Here is a 23,958-nt window from a genome sequence, read left to right on the forward strand (position 1 = left end):
AAAAGGTATCTATTTATGTGTTTGGGGGTATCCGAACGGTATTGGTTGGGTTTTTACTATCCTGTATTTTTCAAAGTAGATAAGTGTACTGATAAACCCATTATTTGCATCAGTTTGTTAAGTTCTACTTTATATCCTTCAAAAAGTTCTTCGTACTGTTTTATGTAAAGTAGCGAGTCGTTCCCCTCTTTGTGTATCTGAATAGTGCGGTTGGTCATGGCAATTAGTTCCATAAGTCTCGAAACGCTAATGCTCCATTGGTAGTAACTTAAAAATTCTTTTTCTTCCATCGCAGCCAAATTTAATGTTATTAGGCAACTTTATTCGCCTTTGTTTTTGGTAATCTTAGCGTAAAACCATAGGGTTTCAACAATTTTCCTAATTCGGCACGGTGTTCGGCTAGTAAATCGGTGTATTGGTTGACTGCCAAAAAACTTGGTTTTTCTTGGCTCTGATGTAGTTTTAGAATATTTTCGGTACTCTCAATCAATTCAAGTAAACGGGCAATTCTTATACCCCTTTCCTCCACGTTTTTAGGTCTTTCCATTGTCATTAAGAGTTTATCTGTAAAATCCCTTTGTTTTTTGTGAGTCTATCTGTACTAAACTGAAATAACCATTTTTTACATTCTATTTCGTAAATACTGCCCAAAGGATGCTCTTTTGGGTAAATAGCAACAAAATAACCATCAACTAAACTACCACGTTTTGAGCGTTCGGCACGTAGTTTATCAATTTCAAGTTCTTTGGCATTATATTGCTCAAAATCAATAAAAGTTACCAAATCAATATCTTTTGGATTTCGTTTTTTGGTTACAAAACTACCGTCAATCCATTGTATAAACCCCGTTGGTATAATCTTTCGGAGTTCTTCGTTATAACTCAAATAACTCTCAAAAATAGCCTTTCGGGTGGATGATAATTGCATTTCTTCAACAAATATTTTTTCAATCGTTGTTAAATTAGTCTTTATAATTTCATAGGGTTTCAAGAAACCGTTTTCATCAAATTCAATCATAGGTTGGTTGTTTAGGCTACTCTCATAATTGGTTTTCTGAAATGGTCATGCTCCAGCAATCTTTGGGCGGTTTCTTCACCCGTAATTTTGATATATTTCAAAAACGAACTTTCGGTTTTGTGCGAGGTAATACGCATAATATCAATCGTTGAGATACCCGCCAAATACGCATTTGTAGCAAAACTCCTTCGTGCTGTATGCGTACAAAGTTTCTGCCATTTCTCGAAGGTCTTTTTAACTTTTAGCCCTCCAACTGTTTTGGCTATCTGTACGGAGTCGGTTAGTTCTATTAATTGCCCGATTTCCTTTAAATAATCGTTCATTCGCTGGTTACTTATTGCCCGTGGAGGTACGCCACCGTATTTATTTAGAATAGCCTGTAATTGCGGGTTAATAGGAATAGAGACTTGTACGCCCGTTTTTTGAGTAAATACTGTCAAGATACGCCCGTCATGCGTAATATTGTCGGGTGTTAAATGCGAAAAGTCCGAAAACCTCAAACCTGTATAACAGCCTATCAAAAATAAATCTCTTGTTCGGTCGAGACGTGGGTTATTACTAAAGTCGTAATCGAATAGCGTTTGGAGTTCCTCATCGTTGAGGTAAATATTAACAACCTCCTCGGAGGTCTTTTTGAAATCGGGGTGGCGAAATATCAAATTAGAGTGCAAACCATCATTATACGACTCTTTGATAAATATCTTAGTGTTTTTTATGGCTGTGCCTATGCTATTTTTTGCGTAGTTTCTCTTGGTAGTAAGAAAAGTTATGAATTTTTTATAAAAATCAATATCTAATTGGTCGAACTTGGTGCGTTTATAAACCTTTGAAAAACCTTGCAGTAGTTTGTACGATGTTTCGTATTGTTTACAAGTTCCTAAAGTATAACGGTCGTTGCTCTTACTGAGTCTAATACCGTTTTTGCATTCGTCAATGTATCGTTTTGCATATTCGACCAAATCGGTTTCTTTTTTGCTCTTTTTCGTTACTTTTTCGGGGTTAAATTCTTTGTCGAGTTCTTTGCGGAAAAATTCTAAATTAGCATTGAGATTTTCACGCTCTACATAAGAAATGATTTTTGAGATACTGCTATTAAATTTTCCTAATTGGAGGTTTATACTTTTAGCAATACCTTTTTGTTTGGTATTGATTTTATTACCATTGTTATCTATGCCTGACTCTAAGGCACGCATATTTTTATTATCCCAATGTTCGGTTTTAATTTTTTCGCCCGTAGTGTATTTAAGGCGTTCACCATTTTGCAGCCTATAAACTAAATTAATAAGTGTTTCGGAGGTTGCGGAGGAATCTTTGAGGTTGAAACGTACCTCGTTTTTGTTCTTTGCCATTGGTTTTGATTTGGTTGGTTTGGTCAATAGCAAAGTTAATAAAAAAAATGACCCCTACAATTACGGGGGTCGTGCTGGGGGTCGTTATATCTTTATTTTGTTTAATTATTCTTGGTAAAGTACAATTAGGTATTTTTCATAAGTTATTGATTATTAGTATTTTATGTAAATTTCAAGAAAGTAAGAAATAGATAGTTATGTTCCCTTCGGGAACACAAAAAGCCTTCAAAATTTAACTTTTGAGGGCTTTTGATTTTATAAACCTGCTTTCACTTTTCCCACACAAAAAGTATAAATAGCCGAAAGATCTTCGTCGCACAGTTGTTGCTCTAAAATATTTTCTCTTTCTATCCGCTTGTTTAGTGTTTCTGGGTTTCTTTTTACTAAGAAAAACCGCTCACAAAACTTTATTTCTTGGTTGGCGTTATTGATGATTTTTGTCCAAATTTCATCATAGATTTGCGTATCGGCATACGACGAAAAATCAGATAATGAGTAGGCGGTTATTGATTCAGAAATTGTTTTGTCATCGAGTACATTGAGTAATGAATCGGTGATAATTTCAATTTTATGTACTTGATTCTTTATACCTTCAAAGTTTTCTTCTCGGAGATGAATTGGCAAAAGACAATCAGGTTGATATTCTCCATAAAACAAAAGATTGGCAAAATGATTTTTTCTCAATAAATGAGTATTTGCCAAATGATTCATTCGAGAACTCATATATTCATACACATCAAATTCTTGTGGAATTAATAATGCTCCTGGCTCTTTTACTATTTTTGTCCATAGAAATCGATTAGAAATGAGTTTTAAAAAGAAACGCCATACCGCATTATTCCAATGATTTGTCCAAAATACTTGTTGGTCTTTCAATGTTTCGGATGCCATCAATTTTTTTGTTGCTTTTCCTCTGAAGAAAGCGGCTTTTGCTATTGTTCTGAGAAATAACTCCCAAGTTCCGCAATATAAAAGGCCATTTTCAATCAAATTAAAATGCTTATCCCAGTATGATTTAGCTTCTATTGACAACAAATTATTTAATTTATTGTATAATTCTTTTCGTGTAAAATTGCTTTCTAAGCCAATAAAAGACTTGAATTCTGCATAATTAAGCGATTTATATGCGGCGATTTTCAATAGCAAAAGATAATTTTGTGTAGCATTAAAATCGACACTTAGTATTTTTTTTGGGCTATCAATGAGTAAATCGAGGGGTCTTGCACCGCTGCCCGTAATACACAAAACAGTGTCATCGGAGGTCAAGCATAAAGCTTTTCTTTCCGATTCGCTGTCTTCATTACAGGCCGAATAATTTATTTTTTCAAAAAATGAATTTGCCAAGTGTAGTGTTAAATTTTATAATTTATAGTGTCAAATCAATTTTTTGAGTAGAAGATTCTTCACGTGATTCTATATTATTAATCTTATTGTTTCTTATTTTTTTTACCTTATTGTGCATCGCATCATAATCTATATTCTGGTCGGGTTTCGCTCTGAATAATTGTTGATTTGCGAACTGTTTTTGAGTGATAATATAATCTTGTATTAAAACTTTTTTTGCCAGAAAAGGAATAAGCATTTTTATCAAATTATTGAACCATTTGAACTGAAAAGAAAGCCTAACAAAAGCAATCGTTTGCTCATCTTTTAAAGGTGTACAAGCAATAAATGCTTGAAAACGATGAATTTTATTGATATAATAATTTACTCGCACTAGGTTTGGAAGTAAAAACTCATCGGTGTGTGAAACCGACAGATTTCCCCCTAACATCCAATCAAGCCCTAAGCCCACTTTTTCGTTGGTTTCCGCATAAGACACATGCACAGTTTCGCTGGTTTGTAAAATCGTAATCGAGTGCTTTACTTTTTTATCATTATCTCTAATCAATTTATCATGAACCATAGGCGTATGGGTGGCATCCATGAAATTTTCTACTAAAAGTTCTTCATTAGTCTCGAAAATCATGGAAGTTTGGTAATGTTTCCAATTTTTGCCAGCAACTTGTAATAATGGTTCGGGAGAATGAAAACTTTCATTTTTAGTGTCTAAATATATCCAAATGAAACCATTTTGTTCAATAATTGGGTAAGTGTCAACTTTACATTTCATTTTTTGAACCAAATGTTGCGAACTCGGAATATCAATTAAATGGCCATTTTCATTATATTTCCATCCATGATATTGACATAATACATGGTTTTTATCAAAATCACATACTTCTAGAGGTGCTTTTTTGTGCGAGCAAACATCCAACAAGGCGTGTATTTGTAAATGCTCATCTCGCCAAATAAGTAAAGGAATTTGGTAAAGGTTTCGCTTCAAAGATTTGCCTTTTTTTAGCTCGCTCGACAAAGCTATTACATGCCAATATTTTATTAATCCCCCGATTTTATTAAACATTATCTTATCAAAGAAGGTGTTTTAAAATGATTTTTATACAAAAACTCTAAAATTTCAACAAAAGTCCACCAATTGAAAATCCTGCGGCGGTGCCAACAATAAAGCAGATATCGCCTCTTTTTATTGCACCTGATTCAACTGCATCATGAAAAACAAGCGGAATTGATGCCGCAATACAATTGCCATAAGTTGAAAGATTTCCTAACACTTGATTTTCTTTCACATGATATAAACTTGACAAAATTGAAACGCCCAATTTGGAAGCTTGATGTGGAATAATAGCATCGGTTTCTTCCATTGAAATAGGTAAATCTTCGAAAAAGTTATCGATAAATTCGGGCAATTTATTTTTAGCCAAACGCAAGAGTTTTCGACCATTCATGGCAAATGAATGCAGCTCAGGGTCATACGGATTATCTTTAAAAAAAAGTTTCATGCCGCCACCTTTAAATGTCGAATCATAAACCCCTTCCGAATACGTTTTCATGTTTCCTTTGATGTACGCAGAATCCGAATCTGAGTCGAACTGTAAGATTGCCGCAACTGCTCCATCGCCAAAAAGCGTTAAAGTTTCCCAATTGCTTGGGTTTAAGCCAGTTGAAGCAATTTCACTGCTGACAATAATAATATTCTTATATTTTTTACCATCAAGCAAACTCGAAGCAATTTCAAAAGCACTCACAAAACTCAAACAACTTGAATCAACATCTAACGCAGGAATATTGACCGACATTCCATCTTTGAGTTCACTTTTAATGATGCTCGATTGACTCGGCAACGGATAGTCAAAGCCTGCACTTGCCGAAATGAGCAAATCAATGTTTTCTAACTTCATTTGGCATTTTTCTAATGCTCGTTCAATGGCCTGAGCTCCCATATAACCAATCGTCTCAAATGTTATATGATGCCTTGATTGAACACCAGAATATTTTTCAGACCAACCCAACGGGAGGCCATATTTTTGTTCTAAATCAGCTGATAAAACTTCTTGAGGGAGATATTTCCCGAAACCTACTATTTTAATTGGTTTTCCTAACATCATTCTTTATTCGTCTAAGTTTATTTCCTTTAATGGTATGATTATGAGTGGATTGCGTTATTTTTACTCCAAAAACATCGTTTTGATTGAGTAAATAATGTACCGAAGCCAGAGCCAATTGATACGATTTTTCATGCTGACTTTTGATATAAAGTAGCAAATGGTTGAGTTCAGTTTGAATTAAAGCATAATCATTGATAGCATCATCTGACAGAATAATTGCTCGCCTAAAAAAATCAGGGAAAATTTTAACAGTCTCATTTTTAGTGTTTTTAAATACCAAAATATCATCAGACCGACCTTCAATGGCTTCAATGGCAATAAATTTACTGCCACACAAACAGTTTTCCTTTGCTTGAATAATATCATTTAATTCGTACCTAACAATTGGCTGAGATTGTCTTTTTAAATCAGTAATAATAGGATGAAATCTCTTTTGTTCTTGGTCAATATATTTTTTTTCAATTATCAGAAAATCCTCATTGAAGTGAAGTGTGCCGTTTTTACACGAACTAGCCAAAAAACCTTCTGTGCATTGATAAACTTGGTGAATGGTTTGTTTAAAAATGCGGCTTAAATAGTCTTTGTCTTCGGGCGTTAAAACTTCAGCTACCGAAATCACTTTGTTGGGTTTTATTACTAATTTATTCGTTTCAATCGCATTTGCTAGCTCAATTAACATACTTGGTTGTGCTACCAAAATACTTGGCTGTAAGGCATTTAAACGCTTTATATGCTCATCCACAGGATTGAGTAAATCAAAAAAATAAAATTGTAAGAATTTTGATTTTACCGAGTCATAAAGGTTGCTGTTGGCTCGTAAAAAAAACGCAATACTTCGTTTTTTTAGTGAAAACCCAAGCACTCTATCCAATATCAATGCAACCCAATAGGCTCTTTCTTTTTCACTTGCTAAAAAAACGCCTCTATTTCCGCTTGTTCCCGACGATAAACCAACTGTAATGCCCGAAACTTTTGGTGAAAAATTTCGTGTTTCCTCCGATTTTATAGCTACTTCTAAGGCTTTTTTTAGTTGAATATTAACCATATTAATCGCATCAAAATTGGCCATAAATATAGCTTTATTGATGACGGGGAAATCTTCAAAACTACAGTTTTTTTGTGCAAATGGTTTGTAAAATAAAGTGGTCGAACAATGTCTGATAAGCTTTTTTATCATGTTATTCCTGACAAAACTCACGTTATGGAGATAAAGCCATTTCGAAAGTTTTATTTCTGCTAAATAATATAAAATGGATAGCTTAAAGAGCATTGAGGTCGTAATTATTTGAAACCAGAGCAGTAGTTGTTGCCGAGCAATGCGTCGGTACAATAATTACCTCAGGAAATTTTTTATGAAAAAGGTTTACTTTCAGAAGACTATCCTTGAAATCTTTCCAAGAATCAAAGAATAATCGCACGATTGATGGCGGAAGCAATAAATCAATATAAGTTTTTTTGTTCCAACAAGCATCTGCAATCAAAAAGTATTGTTGTTTTTGAGTCTTCAATTCTACGCCAATTTGTCCTGCGGCATGGCCAGGTAAATCATAAATAAATAACGAATCATCGCCAAACAAGTCATATTTTTTTCCAAATATATCATCATTGATTGGCGAAGAAAATGTCTCAATGATTTTTAGTTTTTCCTCAAAATTTTGCGGAATAAGGTCTTTCAAAATAGCTTTTGTAAAGCCCCAAAACGAACTAATTTCTTTATACTGTTTATACGCTGCCTGCGAACAGTAGAATGTTGCGTCATTAAAATCTTTTAAACCACCTACGTGGTCAGCATGAAAGTGAGTAATAATTACGTGTTTTATGTCGGAAGGCTCTAAATTAAATTGTTTCAATTGAGCTTTAATTTCGTCTTTTTCCGTTACAAATACTTTGGTGAGATTAGCGTAAATTTTATTGGGATAAGTTTTTGTGCAGTCATAAAATCTTGTTGTATAACCAGTATCGTATAATATCCAGCCATATTCTGGGTGTTGAATAAGACCGAATAATGCTTGAAATTTTATTTCTTTATTTGCTCCATTTCTTATGGTATGACTTTCTTTTGATGTGCAGAAACCAGCATAACCAAGATATAATTTAACTTCTTTCATTTTGAATATACCAGTTTACAAATTCTTCGATTGCTTCATTAGTTGATATTTTAGGCGTATAACCTAATAATTTTTGTGCCTTTGAAATATCCATCGTAAATGATTTTGCTAAAATGCCTACACCGTAAGTTGTAAGAGCGGGTTCAGCATAGTTTGTCAATTTTGCTTTTAATTCCATTATTTGAGAAACCAATTTCACAATTGAATAAGGGACTCTTTGGTTAGACATTCTGTAGCCCAAAAGCGAAAGTACTTTATCAATTGTCTCCCAAAGTTTCACAGGTTGACCATTTGTGATATTATATGTTTGATTAATACCTTCAAAACCCACAAATAATGATAACTCAATTGCATCTGCCACATTGGCGAGCGAAGTCAAATCTACAATATTTTTTCCATCGCCAATTATTTTTAGTTTTCCTTCTTGAAATGCCCGAATTAATCGAGGCATAATGATGGTATCTCCTCGACCAATCAATGCTCGTGGTCGTAAAATAATGAATGGAATGCCCGAATTTTCTATTTCTATTTCGGCTTCGTATTTTGTTTTGGAATAAGCGTTAATGAATTTTTTTGGCAATTCGTCCGATTCGCTCACATCAAATCTATCTTTACCATTAAAATATAAACTTGGCGTCGAAACATATACAAAACGCTTGATATGATGTTTCTTTGCTGCCTTTATAAGGTTTTTCATGGTAAATAAATTAGCTTTTTCAAAGGCCGAATACTTTCCCCAAGGCGATGAAAGTGCCGCTGCATGAACAATACAATCTACTTGTTTGACTAATTCTGAAACAAAATTCTCCTCTTCTAATTCTCCAAGTTCATAGCTTACTTTGGAATGTTCAACAAAATGTGTTGGTCTAATAATTCGTCCAGTTGCAATAATTTTCTCTATTTGAACATTCGAAATCAACTGCTCTAACGTTCGATAACCCAAGCCTCCAGTTGCTCCTGTAAGAAGAATTTTCATAATAATGTTAAGTGCCAATTCAATTTAATTGAACCAATTTTTTAGCTAAAAACCTTGTTTTTTCAGAATGAAACACAAAAATATACTTTTATTTTACCAAATCGACCACTAAAATTCAATCGTTCTTTGGTTTTCATCAAGAATGCTCTAAAAATATAATTTTGAAAGCATTTTTGATGAAAATAAATCAAAATAAGTAAGAATTTAATAAACTATTTTTTATAATTTAGTGTTGTTATTCGTGGAAAAGTAATATTTTTTATGAATATTGTATTATTATAGTCGTGTTACAAAAAAATAGCTATGGAAAATTTATACAAACTCCGTTTGATAGCTATCTTATTGGTAGTAAGCCAAATAGCTTTTGCCCAAAAAGACAGAAAAAAAGATGACCGTTATGGTTATCACTTCCAAGGTAAACATCAGAAATCTGCCAAATTTTCTTTTGACCTTCACGCTAATCTTATTGTACTGAAAGCAACTCTTGATGACTCAGATACTTTGCGTTTTATTTTAGATACAGGTGTAACTTCAACCATTGTTACAGACCCGAAACGAGCTTTGACTCTTGGTGTAAGATATGTTCGACGCGTAAAAATTTCGGGGGCAGGCGAAGGAGCGGCTCTTATGGCAAATGTGTCGGTTGGACATACAATCAGAATTGGCGACATGGTAGCCAGACAGCAAAGCTTAGTTGTTTTAGACGAAGATGTATTGCAACTTTCAGAGTTTTTGGGCGTTCCGATTCATGGTATTTTTGGGCATGATATTTTCAACAATTTTGTCGTAACGATTGATTTTGAAAATAAAATGCTCACGCTCACCGAACCCAAGAAATTTAAATATAAAAAATCAATGGGAACACAATATCCGATTGTTTTGACTGCTTCAAAGCCTTATACGGATGCAATTGCGATGGTGAGTAATGAAAAAGTGATACCAATGAGATTGGTTATTGATACGGGGGCTGGACATGCTCTGTTGCTGAATGCAGGCGAAAAAGAGCCAATTCATCTACCTGATAAAGTGATGAGAGCCAATTTAGGGCGAGGGCTCAACGGTGAAATCAATGGCAATATCGGTCGGGTCGATAAAATACGAATGGGAAGTGTAGAAATGAAAAATATTTTGGCTTCATTCCCAGATAGTCTTTCGTTTAGTATGAAATTTACAACCGACGATGACAAAAGACAAGGGAGCATTGGTTGTGAATTATTGAGAAGATTTACGGTTACGCTCAATTATCGAGAAGGATACATGATTTTGAAACCGTTAAAAAACCGATTGAAGGAATCATTTGAGCATGATATGAGTGGCTTAGATGTACGTGCAAAAGGCAACAATTATAATCAATATTTTATCAATAGAGTGATTGAAAACTCGCCTGCAGACCAAGCTGGTTTGCAAGAAGGCGATGAACTGATTTTTGTTAATAACCAAAACGTAAAGGATTTGACAATCAGTGAAATTTACAAAATTTTATCTCGGAAAGAAGGAAAAGAAGTTGAGTTTTTCTTCAGAAGACAAGGAGAATTAAAGTTTACAAGTTTTAGTTTGAAAAGAATGATTTGAAACGTAAATGATTAAGTTTTGTGGCATGGTTTATAGAAACCATGCCATTTTTTTGCTTTTACTGTATTTTTGTCCAGTCTGTCCAGCTACTTTTTGCTTCCAGTTTGGTTTGAATGTCATTCGGTAATTTTGCAAAAAAATCTAAACCCGTTGCCTTTTCAACTTCATCAATTGAAACAACATAGCTGTTCATTCTTTTGCCAAAAAGTGGTTCATTTGGCAGCAAAAAGGCAATCGCACGTGGCGTTTTCCCTGATTTTGGTTGGTAAAATAAAGCAATTTTATAGAAAAATTCAGGAACAGCTACATTATTGTATCTGCCAATGGTTGGTAATCCTTTTCGTAGAACAGGCCCCGTTACGATGTATAATTCTTCGTCTCTCACTGCCCAGCCACGTACTCGCTCTTCGATATTTTCCCAAATTCCACGATTAAAATCAGGTGCTTGCGGAGAAATATTACTCATATAAAATGTTTCATTCATCAAATCTTGACAACATTTAAAATCACCTGCTGGAACCATGTGTCCGCGGTCGAAACCAGTATTGCTATAATCACCTGAAAGAGCCGAATTATTCTTTACTTTTTTGTCTGGAATAAACTGATTTCCTGCTCTACTTGCTCGCCCTTGGGTATATTCACCTCTTAATTTATGCACAACCCATGCAGGAATTTCATAGTCTTCTTCGTAGCGGAGTGTATAATTTTTATGTTCAATAATTTCATCTCCTCGATTGATAGCTGGCAGTGCAAAATCTGGAATTTCTCCATTATCAGAAGTTTCTGTTTCGGGGTCAGTATTAAAAACCTTGTCTTTTATTTTATCAAAAATAGAAGATTCTTCTTTTGTAGTTTCCTGTTTATCGTTGTTTGGGGAATTTTTTTTATTTGTAGCGGTCGCAATATCGTCATATTTTTCATCACCTTTAGTAGCTGTTGCTTCTACATCGGGTTCGGGAGCTTTATATGGGTTTTTATCTGAAACTGATTCCTTTGACTTGAAAACGCCACTAACTGTTTGCCAAAAACTGCCAATTGGCCCAGCTTTGTCTTTATAATAGAGAATATAGCCAATACCAAAAAAAATTAAAATTAGAATAATACGGTTTGATTTCATGAAAATTGTTTTGAACGAATAAATATATTTTGTGGTATAATTCAGCAAATAGGGTTACTTTCCTGCAAGTTTACAACAAAACGAAAAACTATACTTGATAATATGCCTTTTCTTGAAATATTAAATTTTTTTAAAAAGTCCATTTCAATTTACTCTTTTGCATCTATCTTTGTTTTCTAAATCTTAATTTATTAATAATGACGAAAAACTTCATTAAAAACCTCATTTTTTGTGGTCTTTGGGCAAGTGCCGCTTATGCCCAACAAACCCTTCCTCTCAACGATATGTCGGCTTTTAGACCAATCAAAGAGAATTGGAGCATCGTTGGAAGTGTTGTATCGAATATTGACCAATTAAATGCCATGACTACTGAAAGTGGTTCTGGAATATTGGTTTGCAAAAACGAAATTGGCAAATATGGTATTGAAAAGGATTTATTGACGCTCATGGAGCATGGCGATTTAGATATCGAACTTGACTTTATGATGGCAAAAGGCTCAAATTCAGGGATTTACCTACAAGGTCGTTATGAAATTCAATTATTTGATAGTTGGGGCAAAAAAATGGCTAAATACAATGATTTAGGTGGAATTTATGAGCGTTGGGACGAATCAAAACCAGAAGGTTCAAAAGGTTATGAAGGAATAGCTCCAAGAATAAACGTAGCAAAAGCACCAGGTTTATGGCAAAATATCAAAATTTCGTTCCAAGCTCCACGCTTTGATACCAATGGCAAAAAAATTAGCAATGCTAAGATTTTATCAATCATTTTAAACAATATTTTGATTCACGAAAATGTTGAAATCACAGGGCCTACGCGTGGAGCATTGGTTGACAATGAAGTTTCACAAGGGCCATTGCGTTTTCAAGGTGACCACGGAAATGTGGCTTTTCGTAACATCAAGTATAAAAGTTTTAACCAAAAAACACTTGCTTTTAGTGATTTGAAATTTGGTGTTTACAAAGGGAACTTTCGTACAGTAGCTGATATTGAAAAAATAAAGCCTGAAACAAGTGGCAATGTTGCTCTTTTGAACTGGAATGTAAGCAATGCCGAAAATGAGTTTGCCGTAAAATATGTAGGAAAAATAAAAGTACCAGTAGCAGGAAAATATACTTTCACAACAGTTCATGGTGGAAATTCGCAAATGAAAATCAATGGACAAGAAGCTTTCAAAAATGGCTGGCTAAACTCTGGAGAAGACCGCCAAATGACAATTGATTTACCAGCAGGCGATGTTGATTTTGAAATGTATTATTGGAAAGCCGATGGTTGGTTACAACCGTCTTTGGGCCTTTATGCTGAGTCTGAAACGATTCGTAAACATGCACTTCACTATGCCAATTCGGCCTTAGTGGCTAATCCTACGTCACCAATTTTATTGACGTCTGCTATTGAACCAGTTATTTTGCGTTCATTCATGGATATAAAAGAAGATGGAAAAGCTAAACGTATAGTTCATGCCGTTTCAGTGGGAAACAAAGAAAATATCCATTTTACTTATGATTTAGATAATGGAGCATTATTCCAGATTTGGAAAGGTGGATTTTTGAACACAACGCCAATGTGGAATGATAGGGGAGATGGTAGTTCAAAGCCAATGGGAAGTGTTATTTCATTGAGTGATTCTCCTTTACTAAATGTGCTTGCATCACCAACCAACTCGTGGGGAAATTTAGATGAATCTTATCGTCCAAGAGGTTATGAATTGGATGAAAATGGTCAGCCAACTTTTAAATATGATTTCGCAGGAGGGTTTATTTCTGATAAAATCACACCAAGCGAAGACGGAAAATTATTTAAACGTGAAATCGCAGTGAAAGGCTCAGTTACTAATCTTTATGCAAGATTGGCTGTTGCAAAAAATATTACTAAAACTCCTGAAGGACTGTATATCATTGGTGATAACGCTTATTATTTGAAAGTAATCGAAGGGACTCCAAGTATCCGAGAATCAAATGGGCAAAAGGAACTAATCGCTCCGTTGAGCGAAAAAATTACGTATTCAATTATTTTTTAGGAAGTAGAGTTAAGTAAATGGTTTCAGTTAAAAACTGCTCAAGCCTGAATCTTAAAATCTATTCTAAATTTCTAAAATCAAAAAAAATGAAAAACATAATAAAAATATTCATTTCATTATTGACATTTTCGAGTGTTTTTGCTCAAAATGCTGCCGAAAATGACTATTACCGTATCATCACTTTACCTGTGGCTGAAGGAATGCTTTTGGAAGTTGGAGGAATAACAACCTTGCCAAACGGCGATGTTGCATTGGCTACTCGTCGAGGCGATATTTGGGTGATTAACAATGCTTATATGAATGGTGGCTCTGCACCATATTATCGGAAATTTGCAAGTGGTTTGCACGAAATTTTGGGACTTATCTACAAAAATGGTTCGTTTTATTGTGCTCAACGTGGTGAATTAACAAAATTGACAGATAAAAATGGCGACGGAAAAGCAGATTCGTATGAAACTGTTTGTAATTTACCAATTTCAGGACATTACCATGAATATACTTTTGGTCCTAAATTAATGCCTGATGGCTCAATGATTGTTACAGGAAATGTTGCTTTTGGTGATGAAGAATGGTGGAGAGGCGAAAGCCGCCGACCATGGAGAGGTTGGGCCGTGAAAATAACAGAAGATGGAAAACTTGAACCTTATGCAACGGGTATGCGTTCGCCATGCGGAATTGGAGCAATTGATGGCGAGTTTTGGTACGGTGATAATCAAGGCGATTGGATGGGGTCTGGCTTTATCGCTCAAGTAAATAAAGGAGATTTTATGGGTCATCCAGCGGGTTTGCGTTGGACTGGCGAGCCAAATTCACCAGTGAAGTTAACAACAGAACAATTATATGCTAAGATTGACCCTCGCAAAACTAAGGATGCGAATGGTTATTATATAAAGCCAGAAAATATTGAAAGCGAGCGAGGTAAATATCTTTTTGAAATGAAAAAAGACATTCCAGAACTAAAATTACCTGCTGTTTGGTTGCCTCATGGCGTTTTGGGAATTTCAACTTCAGAGATTATTAAAGATGAAACTAACGGAGCTTTCGGCCCATTTACTGGACAACTTTTCGTTGGTGATGAAGGAAAAAGTAATCTTACAAGGGTTTTTATTGAAAAAATAAACGGTCAATATCAAGGTGCAGCTTTTCCATTTAAAGAAGGCTTTCAATCTGGTACACTTCGCATGGTTTTTGGCAATGATGGGTCAATGTTCGTTGGTGAAACGAATCGTGGTTGGGGTTCGGCAGGAACTACTACCGCTGGCGTTGAGCGTTTAGTTTGGACTGGAAAAATGCCTTTTGAAATGAAAACGGTTAAAGCTACTCCCGATGGTTTTGAAGTAGAATTTACTAAGCCTGTCAATAAAGCAACGGCGGCAGATTTTAAAAACTACCAAATTCGTAGCTTTATTTATAAATATCAACCTGTTTATGGCAGCCCAACGGTTGATGAGAAATTTTTGAACATAAAAGGCTTGAAACTTTCAGATGATGGCTTAAAAGTAAGATTATTAGTTGATGGTTTAAGAGAACATTATATTCATGAATTAAAAGCGGATGGTGTGAAAGATATTGATAACAAAACCCTTTTGCATAATACAGCTTATTATACACTCAATAATATTCCGAGTGGCGAAAAAATGACAAATTATACGCCACGACCAGCAAATTTGAAAGTAAATGCTACTGCAACAGCCGAAGTAAAACTCACCACTCCTGATGATGTTTCGGCAAAGAAAGTGGTAGCAAAAGCACCAACTTTTGAAGAAGTTAAGCCACTTTTACAAAAACACACTTGTTTGGCGTGTCACCAAGTTGATAAACGTCAAGTTGGGCCAGCCTATAAAGATGTTGCTAAAAGAGGTTATTCGGATGCAAAAATTGTATCATTGATTTACAAACCACAGCCTAAAAACTGGCCAGAATACGCTACCGAAATGGCTCCAATGCCGCAAGTTCCGCAAGCTGATGCACTTAAAATTGCTGCTTGGATAAATTCTTTAAAGAAATAAGTAACTAACGAAAAAAGCTCTTTTAATAATAAAAGAGCTTTTTTCGTTGATTCATTTGATAATTTACTTCTTTTTCTTCTTATAAATACAAGTAGTATTATCAGATTTAACAAAGTAAGGTTTATAATTACTTGCTTTTTTATCGGTACAGCCGCAAAGATTTACAATCTCAACTTTACGAAAATCTACAGGGTGACTTTCACTTTGTAACGAAATGTAACCTTCTTTTAAAAGTTTTACTTCTGCCATCAATTTCTCGTCATGTCCGCTAACATTGCCACCACCAATTTGCGGTTTTTGGTATTCTAGAACTTTTTCACCATTCACATAATGACGAACCACCGAATCTCCCAAAACAGTCACTTCTGCTCTTACCCATTGGTCGCCATCATAAGTTTTTGAAGTCGAATTGATACAATGACGCTTGTCAAGTTTATTCTCATAAACAATATTTGTTCCAGGCGTGCATACATTACAAGTCGAGCGAGAACCTTTTCCTAAACCACCCAATAACTGAACTTCAATAGAAATTGGAAAATCTTGGTCTTTGCCCATACTTTCTGGACTTTGACAATGAAGCATAATGCCACTATTTCGAGTTGCCCAATCTGGTCCTTCAATTGCTTGGTTGCCCATAAATCTATATTCCACTGCAACTGTGTAATAGGAAAATTTATCTTTATAAAAAATATGACCGAAACGTTCATCATATTTCTGATAAGCATCGGCATCATATCGTACTTTCATTAATCCATCTTCTACTCGAAACGTATGACCATAATTATTGTTTAGCTCATAATTTCTTATTTTTACTTTCCATCCATCTAAATTTTTGCCATTAAAAAGCTGTTTCCATTCTTTTTTGTCAATTTCTTGAGCGAATGTTAATAATGGAAATAACAGAAAAACAAGGAGTTTTTTCATAGAAGATGTTTTTTATTAGAGTTGATAATCTAGACTTAATTAAGATTTTTTTTGACTGGAAAGATACAAAAGAAAAGTAAAATGAAGAAATACTATCAATAGAAACGCGTGAAGATTTTACCTAAGTATAATTATTTATCCTTAGAAATGAAGTTTAAACAAACGGATAATTATCCAATTTCAATTTCATCGCCCAATTTATTGAGGAAATGAAACTCGGTGATACCGATTGAAGAATCTTTGATGAGTTTTACCCAAACACGGTATTTGAAGAACCATTTCATTTGTTTTGAAATAATTCCTTCACGGTAGTATGCGTAAATAAAAGGATGAAGTACAATACTCATACCGCTTTCATTTTGTTTTGAAAGGATATAGTCTAAGTTGTTTTCAATTAAATCTGTAACAACGATACTTGCCTGAATTGTACCCGTTCCGCTACAAGTTGGACAAGTTTCACGGGTTACGATATTCATTTCTGGACGAACACGTTGTCGGGTAATTTGGAGTAAACCAAATTTAGAAATAGGTAAAATGGTATATTTCGACCTATCGCCTTTCATCTCTTCTTTCATTGCTTCTTGAATCAAACGACGATTTTCGTTTTTCTTCATATCAATGAAATCGACTACAATTATTCCGCCCATATCTCGCATTCGTAGCTGGCGACAAAGCTCTTTGGCTGCTTCTAAATTTACTGCTAAAGCTGTTGACTCTTGGTCGTCTTCCTGCGTTGATTTATTACCGCTGTTTACATCAATTACATGTAAAGCCTCTGTATGCTCAATAATCAAGTAACCGCCATTTGGTAAACTTACCGAACGCCCAAACAACGATTTGATTTGTTTTTCGATACCAAATTGCTCAAAAAGTTTATTTTTGCCCGTATGGAGTTTAAGGATTTTCTCTTTATCGGGTGCAATGGTATGCAAGAAAGTTTTTACGCTCTCAAAGTTTTCTTTCGAATCAACATAAATATTGTCGAAATCGTCATTGAGCATGTCACGTAAAATAGATGATGCACGGCCCATTTCACTAATAATGCGGTCACGAGGTTTGGCCTCACGCAAAGTTTTCATTCCTTCTTCCCACTTCTCAACGCAAAACTCAATATCACGGCTCAATTCTTCCATATCTTTTCCTTCGGCAACTGTTCTAACAATCACTGCAAAGTTTTCTGGTTTCACCGATGACACCATTTTGTGTAATCTTTGACGTTCTTGCTTATTAGTGATTTTCTTAGAAATATTGACCGAATTTCCGAAAGGAACTAAAACGACATTTCGTCCTGCAATAGAAATATCGCAAGAAAGTCTTGGGCCTTTAGTTGAAATAGGTTCTTTTACAACTTGTACAAGTACAGGCGTATTTTTGGTAATGACATCATTGATTTTCCCAAATTTTTCAATGTCTTTCTCTAATTGAAAACCTTTCAATCGGAGATTCACTGGGCGTTTGGCAATAACGTCTTTTACAAACTTATTGAGAGAATTGTACGAAATGATTTCGTTGTAGTGAAGAAATCCATCTTTGTCGTAGCCAACATCTACAAAAGCTGCGTTATTTCCTTGCACAACTTTTTTGACTACCCCCAAATAAATATCCCCGACGGAGAACTGATGTTCCGTCTCGTCAAAGTGATACTCAATAAGCCTCTTGTCTTGAACAAGGGCTATTCTATCACCTTTCTGTGTGGTACTGATATATAATTCGTTACTCAAAGTTGAGATAGAATCAAAGGGGTTAGTGACTAATTTTTAGATGAAAAAGGGTGGGTTAGCAGTTAGGGATTTATACAAAAACTAAAATTAATATTTTATATAAATGTTTGGATTCATTCTAACTGCTACCCCTAAGAAAAATTATTTTTTCTTGTGACGATTCTTTCTAAGACGCTTCTTTCTTTTGTGCGTTGACATCTTGTGTCCTTTTCTTTTCTTTCCGCAAGGCATGATAGTAAATGATTTATTCTCCCGAAGGAGTATTTTGAAATTTATTTTCTAATTACAAACGCAAATTTAACTTAGCGTTTTCCCTTTTAATCGAACCGCAAAGATAACAAATTATTTTAAACTCTCCAAAGCCTTATTTACTTCTTCTAATAAAGTTGGTTCTTTTACTTTTTTCTTGAGGTCTTCAAAGATTGTTTTTGCTTGTGCTTTTTCGCCCATTTCAACTAAACTATAACCCAAACCCAACAAGGCGTTGAGGTTTGCTGGATTAAGTCTAACCACTTGTTTGAAGCGGTCAGCCGCTTTTGCATATTGACCTGATTGCATCGAAAGAACGCCCAAATTCATTAAAGCTGGCTCAAAACTTGGTTCTTCTGTAATGACTTCTCGCAACATCATGATGGCCTGCATTGGCGAATCTGATTGTACGTAAGTCATTGCAATATTGGTTTTTGCTTGCAGTTGATGTGGGTTTTTATCTAATACTTTTTGATAACATTCACGGGTTTTCTCGGCATAATTACTTACGTTTTCTTGACGAAAAGCCAACGTAAATGCTTGATAATAAGTGTCTCCCGCTTGCATCCAATTGGCTGTACTTGGGTCGGCTAAAGCAATTTTTTCTGCATACGTAGCGGCACTGTCAAAACGATTAGCAGCTAAAAAAACTTGAGCTATTTGTTCGTACAACGCATTTTTGTTGCTTGCTGAAGCTAGTTTTTGCTTTAGGTCGCTCAACTGTTTCTCTTGCTCGGCAGATAACTTAGGAGCTTGGGTGCTTTCTTGATGCTCGGTATCTTTAGCTGCAGTTTTTGTTTCCGAAACTTTGTCTCTATTTGCCTTGGCTTCGTCTTTCACAACTACCTTTGGGCGAGAATAAAGAAAGCCCGTGAGGGCTACCGCAATGACAATCAGAATTATGAAGTTTTTTTTCATGTTTTTTTTAATTGTTAGTTTTAAAAGAATATCATGGATAGTTTTTTTTGGCTATCCATGATTTATCAAGTAAAACCACAATTTTTTCAAGATTATTTTACTGATTCTTTTACTTGTTCAGTAAATTCTTTTGCTGGTTTAAAGCCTGGAACAGAGTGAGCAGGAACCATAACGGTAGTTTTTGCCGAAATATTACGAGCCTTTTTAGCGGCTCTGTGTTTATTTACAAAACTTCCGAAACCTCTCACATAAACTGCATCTCCATGAGCCAATGTGTCTTTTACAATATCAAAAAATGATTCTAGTGTTGTGGATACACTTGCTTTGTCCACGCCAGTTTTGTCGGCAATTGCAACGATTACTTCTGCTTTAGTCACGATTTAAAACGTTTATTTAAATTATCAATTAACTTTCAAAAAAAATACCAAAAGAAGAGATGCTACTTTTACACCTAAAAGAAGGTCATTAAAATTTCAATTCGATATATTCAAACTCTTTGGTTTATTTTTGGGTTTGCAAAGATAGGTGTTTTATAAAGATTCTGCCAAAAAGATTTAAACATTTTTTTTGTAATTGCTTAATAATTAGTGAGTTACAAAATTTTTTATAGCTAAATGGGCCTTTTAGGGTAATAAATTTGTCATAATTCAACACAAAACGGTTATAAAAATTGGAAAGAGAAACATTTTCCGAAGTTCTAATAAATTGGTATCACATAAAAAAGCGTGATTTACCTTGGCGAAAAACGAAGTCTCCTTATCAAATTTGGCTTTCAGAAGTAATTTTGCAGCAGACAAGGGTGGCTCAAGGATTGCCTTATTATGAAAAATTTGTAGAAAATTTTCCTACAATTATTGATTTAGCAGCAGCTGACGAACAGGAAGTTTTGCGACTTTGGCAAGGGCTAGGCTATTATTCTCGGGCTAGAAACATGCACGCAACTGCCAAGATTATTGTTGAAAATTTCGATGGAAAATTCCCGAATACTTATGTAGATTTATTGAAATTAAAAGGAATCGGGCCTTATACAGCAGCGGCCATTGCTTCGTTTGCATTTGATGAAAAAGTAGCTGTAGTTGATGGCAATGTGTATCGGGTTTTGGCTAGAGTTTTTGGTGTAGAAACTGATATTTCGAGCCACGAAGCAAAGAAAATTTTTAGTGAATTGGCCAATAACTTGATTTCGGAAGAAAGCCCAAGTGTTTATAATCAGGCGATTATGGAGTTTGGGGCAATTCATTGTACTCCTGCTAATCCAGATTGTATGTTTTGTGTATTTGCTGATTCCTGCGAAGCAAATGCCAAAGGGAAACAAGCTATTTTACCTATAAAATCGAAAAAAATAAAAGTAAAAAATCGCTTTTTTGATTATTTTGTGGTTGAACAGAATGGCAATTTTCTGATGCATCAACGAAACGAGGGAGATATTTGGGCTGGACTTTTTGATTTTTATTTGGTCGAAAGTGAAACAAAACTTTTAGAATTGGATGAAATTGAAGATGCTTTTTTGCGTGAAGTCTTATCCAAGTCAATCATTAAAGGTTCTTCGGAAACAATGAAACACATCTTGACGCATCAGCGAATTGAGGCAAGATTTTGGTATATTGTGTTGAATGAAAAAATAGCATTGAGCAAAAACTATCAATTTTATTCTCTGGAAGAAATTGAAGCATTGCCAAAACCAATATTAATTGAAAAATACTTGAAAAATACAACATTTTCAATCAAAAAGTAGGTGTTTTTATTGTTTATTTTTCAGTTTCTTTTTAGATTTACTTAACAATTACAAAAAACAATTTTCAAAAATGGCTGGAGTAAATAAAGTGATTTTGTTGGGCAGATTAGGTTCAGACCCAGAAGTTCGGAATTTGCCAAGTGGCGGAAAAGTGGTGACTTTTAGCATTGCTACTTCGGAAAATTATAATAATAAAAATGGCGAAAAAGTAGAGCAAACTGAGTGGCATCGCATCGAATTGTGGGAAGGTTTAGCAAATATTGCTGAACAATACCTAAAAAAAGGCGATATGGCTTATGTGGAAGGTAGAATCAGAACTGAAAAATGGACAGATAAAGAAGGTATAGAACGCAACACAGTAAAAATTCGTGGAAATGCCTTGCAATTAGTTGGAGGAAGAGGTGCTGGCAATGATGGAGCTACGGAAAGTTCATCTACATATTCGGGTAATAGCGGTGGAGGCTATGCTCCTAAATCTGCTCCGATTCCGATGCCACCTCCTGCCGAGATGGCTGGAAGTGGTAGTGATGATTTGCCCTTTTGAGCAATCAATACCTCATTTCAAAACAAAACCCGCCTTCGTTTACAGGGCGGGTTTTGTTTTATCCCAATTTGGCAATTTTTTCTCGTAATTGCCCAATTTCATCTCGGAAACGAGCTGCTTCCAAGAAGTCCAAATCTTTGGCTGCACGTTCCATTTTTCGTTGAGTTTCTTCCATTAATTTTTCTAATTGTGATTTGGACATATATCCAACAATTGGGTCGGCAGCAATTGAAATTTGTTCAGGTTCATTATAATACATTTTTGTAGTAGCCTTACTATCAGCAATCGAAGTTTGTTCCATAATGGCTTCTCTTGATTTGAAAATAGTTTTTGGCGTAATACCATTATCTGCATTATATTCCATCTGGATGGCTCGGCGACGGTTTGTTTCATCAATTGCTTTTGCCATTGAACCCGTTATTCTATCGGCATACATCAAAACCTTGCCGTTTTCGTTACGAGCGGCACGCCCAATAGTTTGGATTAATGAGCGAATATCACGTAAAAAACCTTCTTTATCGGCATCCATAATAGCAACAAGCGAAACTTCAGGTAAATCTAAGCCTTCTCGAAGTAAGTTTACGCCAACCAACACATCAAAAACGCCCAAACGTAATTCACGCAAAATCTCTACACGGTCAAAAGTTTTTACTTCTGAGTGAATGTAACGCCCTTTGATGCCTACTTTATCTAAATATTTACTCAATTCTTCGGCCATCCTCTTGGTGAGTGTTGTAATCAAAACTCGCTCTTTACGTTTTACCCGAATATTTATTTCTTCCAGTAAATCATCAATTTGGTTAATGCTGGGTCGCACCTCAATTTCGGGGTCGAGTAAGCCAGTTGGACGAATAATTTGCTCAATAACTACACCATCTGTCAAACGAATTTCATAGTCGGCGGGCGTTGCACTGACGAAAACCGTTTGACCAACCATTTCTTCAAATTCTTGAAATTTCAACGGTCGATTATCCATCGCCGAAGGCAAGCGAAATCCGTATTCAACCAATGATTCTTTACGAGAGCGGTCGCCACCCCACATGGCCCTGATTTGTGGCATTGAAGCATGGCTTTCATCAACAACCATTAAATAATCTTCGGGAAAATAGTCTAATAAACAGAATGGTCTTTGCCCAGGTTGACGATTATCAAAATACCTTGAATAGTTTTCAATTCCTGAACAATAACCTAATTCTCGCATCATTTCAAGGTCAAATTCGGTTCGTTCTTGGATTCGTTGAGCTTCCATTACTCTGCCATCTGACTCAAAATATTTTATTTGTTTCACCATTTCATCCTGAATTTGGTGCATGGCGTTGGTCATAACATCTCGACCAGTTACAAATAGGTTAGCGGGGAAAATAGCAATTTGTTTCTCCGAACTTAGTTTTTTGCCATTATTTGGGTCAATGCGTTGAATTTCTTCAATTTCGTCACCAAAGAAAATAAAGCGAAAAGCGAAGTCGGCGTAACTTGGATATAAATCAACGGTATCGCCTTTTACTCGAAAATTTCCTCGCATAAATTCACCTTCTGTTCGTGAATAAAGAATTTCAACCAAACGAAAAAGAAACTGATTGCGACTGATTGTGAGTCCAACACCAACTTGAATAATGCTTCGTTTCATTTCGGTCGGATTTCCTGCACCATAAATGCACGAAACCGAGGCAATTACAATTACATCTCGACGACCCGACATCAATGATGAAACCGTTGAAAGGCGTAATTTGTCAATTTCCTCATTAATCATCAAATCTTTTTCGATGTAAGTATTGGTAGTGGCGATGTACGCTTCGGGTTGGTAATAATCGTAGTATGAAATGAAATATTCGACGGCATTTTCAGGAAAAAAACTTTTAAACTCGCCATAAAGTTGTGCAGCCAAAGTTTTATTATGACTCAAAATCAAAACTGGGCGGTCGAGTTGGGCAATCATATTGGCAATCGTAAACGTTTTACCAGAGCCAGTTACGCCCAATAAAACCTGTGATTGTTCACCTTTCTTGATTCCTTCAACGAGTTTGGCGATTGCCTGTGGCTGGTCGCCAGTTGGTTTGTAGTCAGAAACGAGTTTGTATGCCATAATTTTGGGTAGAGATAGAAATAGCTTATCTGAATATAAACACAACTTTTTGGAAGAGAGTTTCTTTTGTTTGAAGAAATGTTAAGTTTGAAGAACAGAAGATTGGTATTAAGATTTTACTTATAATTGTAAATTTATTGTATGATTCAATTCTTTATAAATAAGGCTA

The 23,958-nt window shown here is 35.2% G+C and carries 21 protein-coding genes; 5 read left to right on the forward strand and 16 right to left on the reverse strand.

Annotated features, from left to right (window positions below; translation table 11 throughout):
* Positions 1 to 56: 56 nt before the first annotated feature.
* From MJQ71_RS17545 to MJQ71_RS17590, 10 genes are all read right to left on the reverse strand, one after another.
* The gene (locus MJQ71_RS17545) at positions 57 to 299 is read right to left on the reverse strand and encodes a hypothetical protein (RefSeq protein WP_238808111.1); all 243 of its coding nucleotides are present in this window, start codon (positions 297 to 299) and stop codon (positions 57 to 59) included.
* Positions 300 to 310: 11 nt separating this feature from the next.
* Complete coding sequence (locus tag MJQ71_RS17550; RefSeq protein WP_238808113.1) at positions 311 to 547, reverse strand: hypothetical protein; 237 nt, start codon at positions 545 to 547, stop codon at positions 311 to 313.
* A 5-nt stretch (positions 548 to 552) separates the two neighbouring features.
* Positions 553 to 1,017 (reverse strand): DUF6932 family protein, encoded by a 465-nt coding sequence (locus MJQ71_RS17555; protein WP_238808115.1) that lies wholly within the window; start codon positions 1,015 to 1,017, stop codon positions 553 to 555.
* Positions 1,018 to 1,028: 11 nt separating this feature from the next.
* Positions 1,029 to 2,366, reverse strand: a complete 1,338-nt coding sequence (locus MJQ71_RS17560) for a site-specific integrase (protein WP_238808116.1) — start codon at positions 2,364 to 2,366, stop codon at positions 1,029 to 1,031.
* A gap of 255 nt (positions 2,367 to 2,621) precedes the next feature.
* Complete coding sequence (locus MJQ71_RS17565; RefSeq protein WP_238808117.1) at positions 2,622 to 3,710, reverse strand: DUF3419 family protein; 1,089 nt, start codon at positions 3,708 to 3,710, stop codon at positions 2,622 to 2,624.
* A gap of 22 nt (positions 3,711 to 3,732) precedes the next feature.
* Positions 3,733 to 4,770 carry a Rieske 2Fe-2S domain-containing protein gene (locus MJQ71_RS17570; RefSeq protein ID WP_238808118.1) on the reverse strand — a complete coding sequence of 346 codons (1,038 nt, stop codon included), beginning with the start codon at positions 4,768 to 4,770 and terminating at the stop codon, positions 3,733 to 3,735.
* A 46-nt stretch (positions 4,771 to 4,816) separates the two neighbouring features.
* A complete protein-coding gene (locus MJQ71_RS17575) occupies positions 4,817 to 5,812 on the reverse strand; it encodes a 3-oxoacyl-[acyl-carrier-protein] synthase III C-terminal domain-containing protein (protein WP_238808119.1) in 996 nt (331 codons plus the stop codon).
* A complete protein-coding gene (locus MJQ71_RS17580; RefSeq protein WP_310587542.1) occupies positions 5,790 to 7,082 on the reverse strand; it encodes a F390 synthetase-related protein in 1,293 nt (430 codons plus the stop codon). Before MJQ71_RS17580 ends, MJQ71_RS17575 begins: the two co-directional genes overlap by 23 nt.
* Positions 7,072 to 7,920 carry an MBL fold metallo-hydrolase gene (locus MJQ71_RS17585; RefSeq protein ID WP_238808121.1) on the reverse strand — a complete coding sequence of 283 codons (849 nt, stop codon included), beginning with the start codon at positions 7,918 to 7,920 and terminating at the stop codon, positions 7,072 to 7,074. Before MJQ71_RS17585 ends, MJQ71_RS17580 begins: the two co-directional genes overlap by 11 nt.
* Positions 7,907 to 8,896, reverse strand: a complete 990-nt coding sequence (locus MJQ71_RS17590; RefSeq protein ID WP_238808122.1) for an NAD-dependent epimerase/dehydratase family protein — start codon at positions 8,894 to 8,896, stop codon at positions 7,907 to 7,909. The genes MJQ71_RS17585 and MJQ71_RS17590 overlap by 14 nt, the downstream gene beginning before the upstream one ends.
* A 303-nt stretch (positions 8,897 to 9,199) precedes the next feature.
* Here MJQ71_RS17590 and MJQ71_RS17595 point away from each other — a divergent pair, with 303 nt between their 5' ends.
* Entirely contained in the window at positions 9,200 to 10,468 is a 1,269-nt protein-coding gene (locus MJQ71_RS17595) for an aspartyl protease family protein (RefSeq protein WP_238808123.1), read from the forward strand.
* Between the two features lie 58 nt (positions 10,469 to 10,526).
* Here the strand turns inward: MJQ71_RS17595 and MJQ71_RS17600 are convergent, their stop codons facing one another.
* A complete protein-coding gene (locus tag MJQ71_RS17600; protein ID WP_238808124.1) occupies positions 10,527 to 11,585 on the reverse strand; it encodes a DNA/RNA non-specific endonuclease in 1,059 nt (352 codons plus the stop codon).
* A 197-nt stretch (positions 11,586 to 11,782) separates the two neighbouring features.
* On the opposite strand from MJQ71_RS17600, the gene MJQ71_RS17605 reads away from it, so the two are divergent.
* Both MJQ71_RS17605 and MJQ71_RS17610 read left to right on the forward strand, forming a co-directional pair.
* Positions 11,783 to 13,606 carry a 3-keto-alpha-glucoside-1,2-lyase-like domain-containing protein gene (locus MJQ71_RS17605; protein WP_238808125.1) on the forward strand — a complete coding sequence of 608 codons (1,824 nt, stop codon included), beginning with the start codon at positions 11,783 to 11,785 and terminating at the stop codon, positions 13,604 to 13,606.
* Between the two features lie 86 nt (positions 13,607 to 13,692).
* Positions 13,693 to 15,615 carry a c-type cytochrome gene (locus MJQ71_RS17610; RefSeq protein ID WP_238808126.1) on the forward strand — a complete coding sequence of 641 codons (1,923 nt, stop codon included), beginning with the start codon at positions 13,693 to 13,695 and terminating at the stop codon, positions 15,613 to 15,615.
* Between the two features lie 63 nt (positions 15,616 to 15,678).
* Here MJQ71_RS17610 and MJQ71_RS17615 read toward each other — a convergent pair whose 3' ends face one another.
* From MJQ71_RS17615 to MJQ71_RS17630, 4 genes are all read right to left on the reverse strand, one after another.
* On the reverse strand, positions 15,679 to 16,539 hold the full coding sequence (locus MJQ71_RS17615) for a 3-keto-disaccharide hydrolase (RefSeq protein ID WP_238808127.1): 861 nt from the start codon (positions 16,537 to 16,539) through the stop codon (positions 15,679 to 15,681).
* 170 nt (positions 16,540 to 16,709) lie between these two features.
* Positions 16,710 to 18,260 (reverse strand): Rne/Rng family ribonuclease, encoded by a 1,551-nt coding sequence (locus MJQ71_RS17620; protein ID WP_238808128.1) that lies wholly within the window; start codon positions 18,258 to 18,260, stop codon positions 16,710 to 16,712.
* Between the two features lie 342 nt (positions 18,261 to 18,602).
* Complete coding sequence (locus tag MJQ71_RS17625; protein ID WP_238808129.1) at positions 18,603 to 19,427, reverse strand: tetratricopeptide repeat protein; 825 nt, start codon at positions 19,425 to 19,427, stop codon at positions 18,603 to 18,605.
* Positions 19,428 to 19,519: 92 nt separating this feature from the next.
* A complete protein-coding gene (locus MJQ71_RS17630; RefSeq protein WP_238808131.1) occupies positions 19,520 to 19,804 on the reverse strand; it encodes an HU family DNA-binding protein in 285 nt (94 codons plus the stop codon).
* 293 nt (positions 19,805 to 20,097) lie between these two features.
* Here MJQ71_RS17630 and mutY point away from each other — a divergent pair, with 293 nt between their 5' ends.
* Complete coding sequence (mutY, locus tag MJQ71_RS17635; protein ID WP_238808132.1) at positions 20,098 to 21,162, forward strand: A/G-specific adenine glycosylase; 1,065 nt, start codon at positions 20,098 to 20,100, stop codon at positions 21,160 to 21,162.
* 70 nt (positions 21,163 to 21,232) lie between these two features.
* Positions 21,233 to 21,706, forward strand: a complete 474-nt coding sequence (gene ssb, locus MJQ71_RS17640; RefSeq protein ID WP_238808134.1) for a single-stranded DNA-binding protein — start codon at positions 21,233 to 21,235, stop codon at positions 21,704 to 21,706.
* A gap of 58 nt (positions 21,707 to 21,764) precedes the next feature.
* Here the strand turns inward: ssb and uvrB are convergent, their stop codons facing one another.
* Positions 21,765 to 23,789 (reverse strand): excinuclease ABC subunit UvrB, encoded by a 2,025-nt coding sequence (uvrB, locus tag MJQ71_RS17645; protein ID WP_238808135.1) that lies wholly within the window; start codon positions 23,787 to 23,789, stop codon positions 21,765 to 21,767.
* Positions 23,790 to 23,958 lie beyond the last annotated feature (169 nt).

Source organism: Emticicia aquatica, from assembly GCF_923079645.1.
GTDB classification, from domain to species: domain Bacteria; phylum Bacteroidota; class Bacteroidia; order Cytophagales; family Spirosomataceae; genus Emticicia; species Emticicia aquatica.

Coding starts and splice junctions, on each gene's coding strand:
- MJQ71_RS17550 (WP_238808113.1), bottom strand. CDS start 547: ATGGAAAGACCTAAAAACGTGGAGGAAAGGGGTATAAGAATTGCCCGT.
- MJQ71_RS17555 (WP_238808115.1), bottom strand. CDS start 1,017: ATGATTGAATTTGATGAAAACGGTTTCTTGAAACCCTATGAAATTATA.
- MJQ71_RS17560 (WP_238808116.1), bottom strand. CDS start 2,366: ATGGCAAAGAACAAAAACGAGGTACGTTTCAACCTCAAAGATTCCTCC.
- MJQ71_RS17570 (WP_238808118.1), bottom strand. CDS start 4,770: ATGTTTAATAAAATCGGGGGATTAATAAAATATTGGCATGTAATAGCT.
- MJQ71_RS17575 (WP_238808119.1), bottom strand. CDS start 5,812: ATGATGTTAGGAAAACCAATTAAAATAGTAGGTTTCGGGAAATATCTC.
- MJQ71_RS17580 (WP_310587542.1), bottom strand. CDS start 7,082: ATGCTCTTTAAGCTATCCATTTTATATTATTTAGCAGAAATAAAACTT.
- MJQ71_RS17585 (WP_238808121.1), bottom strand. CDS start 7,920: ATGAAAGAAGTTAAATTATATCTTGGTTATGCTGGTTTCTGCACATCA.
- MJQ71_RS17590 (WP_238808122.1), bottom strand. CDS start 8,896: ATGAAAATTCTTCTTACAGGAGCAACTGGAGGCTTGGGTTATCGAACG.
- MJQ71_RS17595 (WP_238808123.1), top strand. CDS start 9,200: ATGGAAAATTTATACAAACTCCGTTTGATAGCTATCTTATTGGTAGTA.
- MJQ71_RS17600 (WP_238808124.1), bottom strand. CDS start 11,585: ATGAAATCAAACCGTATTATTCTAATTTTAATTTTTTTTGGTATTGGC.
- MJQ71_RS17605 (WP_238808125.1), top strand. CDS start 11,783: ATGACGAAAAACTTCATTAAAAACCTCATTTTTTGTGGTCTTTGGGCA.
- MJQ71_RS17610 (WP_238808126.1), top strand. CDS start 13,693: ATGAAAAACATAATAAAAATATTCATTTCATTATTGACATTTTCGAGT.
- MJQ71_RS17615 (WP_238808127.1), bottom strand. CDS start 16,539: ATGAAAAAACTCCTTGTTTTTCTGTTATTTCCATTATTAACATTCGCT.
- MJQ71_RS17625 (WP_238808129.1), bottom strand. CDS start 19,427: ATGAAAAAAAACTTCATAATTCTGATTGTCATTGCGGTAGCCCTCACG.
- ssb (WP_238808134.1), top strand. CDS start 21,233: ATGGCTGGAGTAAATAAAGTGATTTTGTTGGGCAGATTAGGTTCAGAC.
- uvrB (WP_238808135.1), bottom strand. CDS start 23,789: ATGGCATACAAACTCGTTTCTGACTACAAACCAACTGGCGACCAGCCA.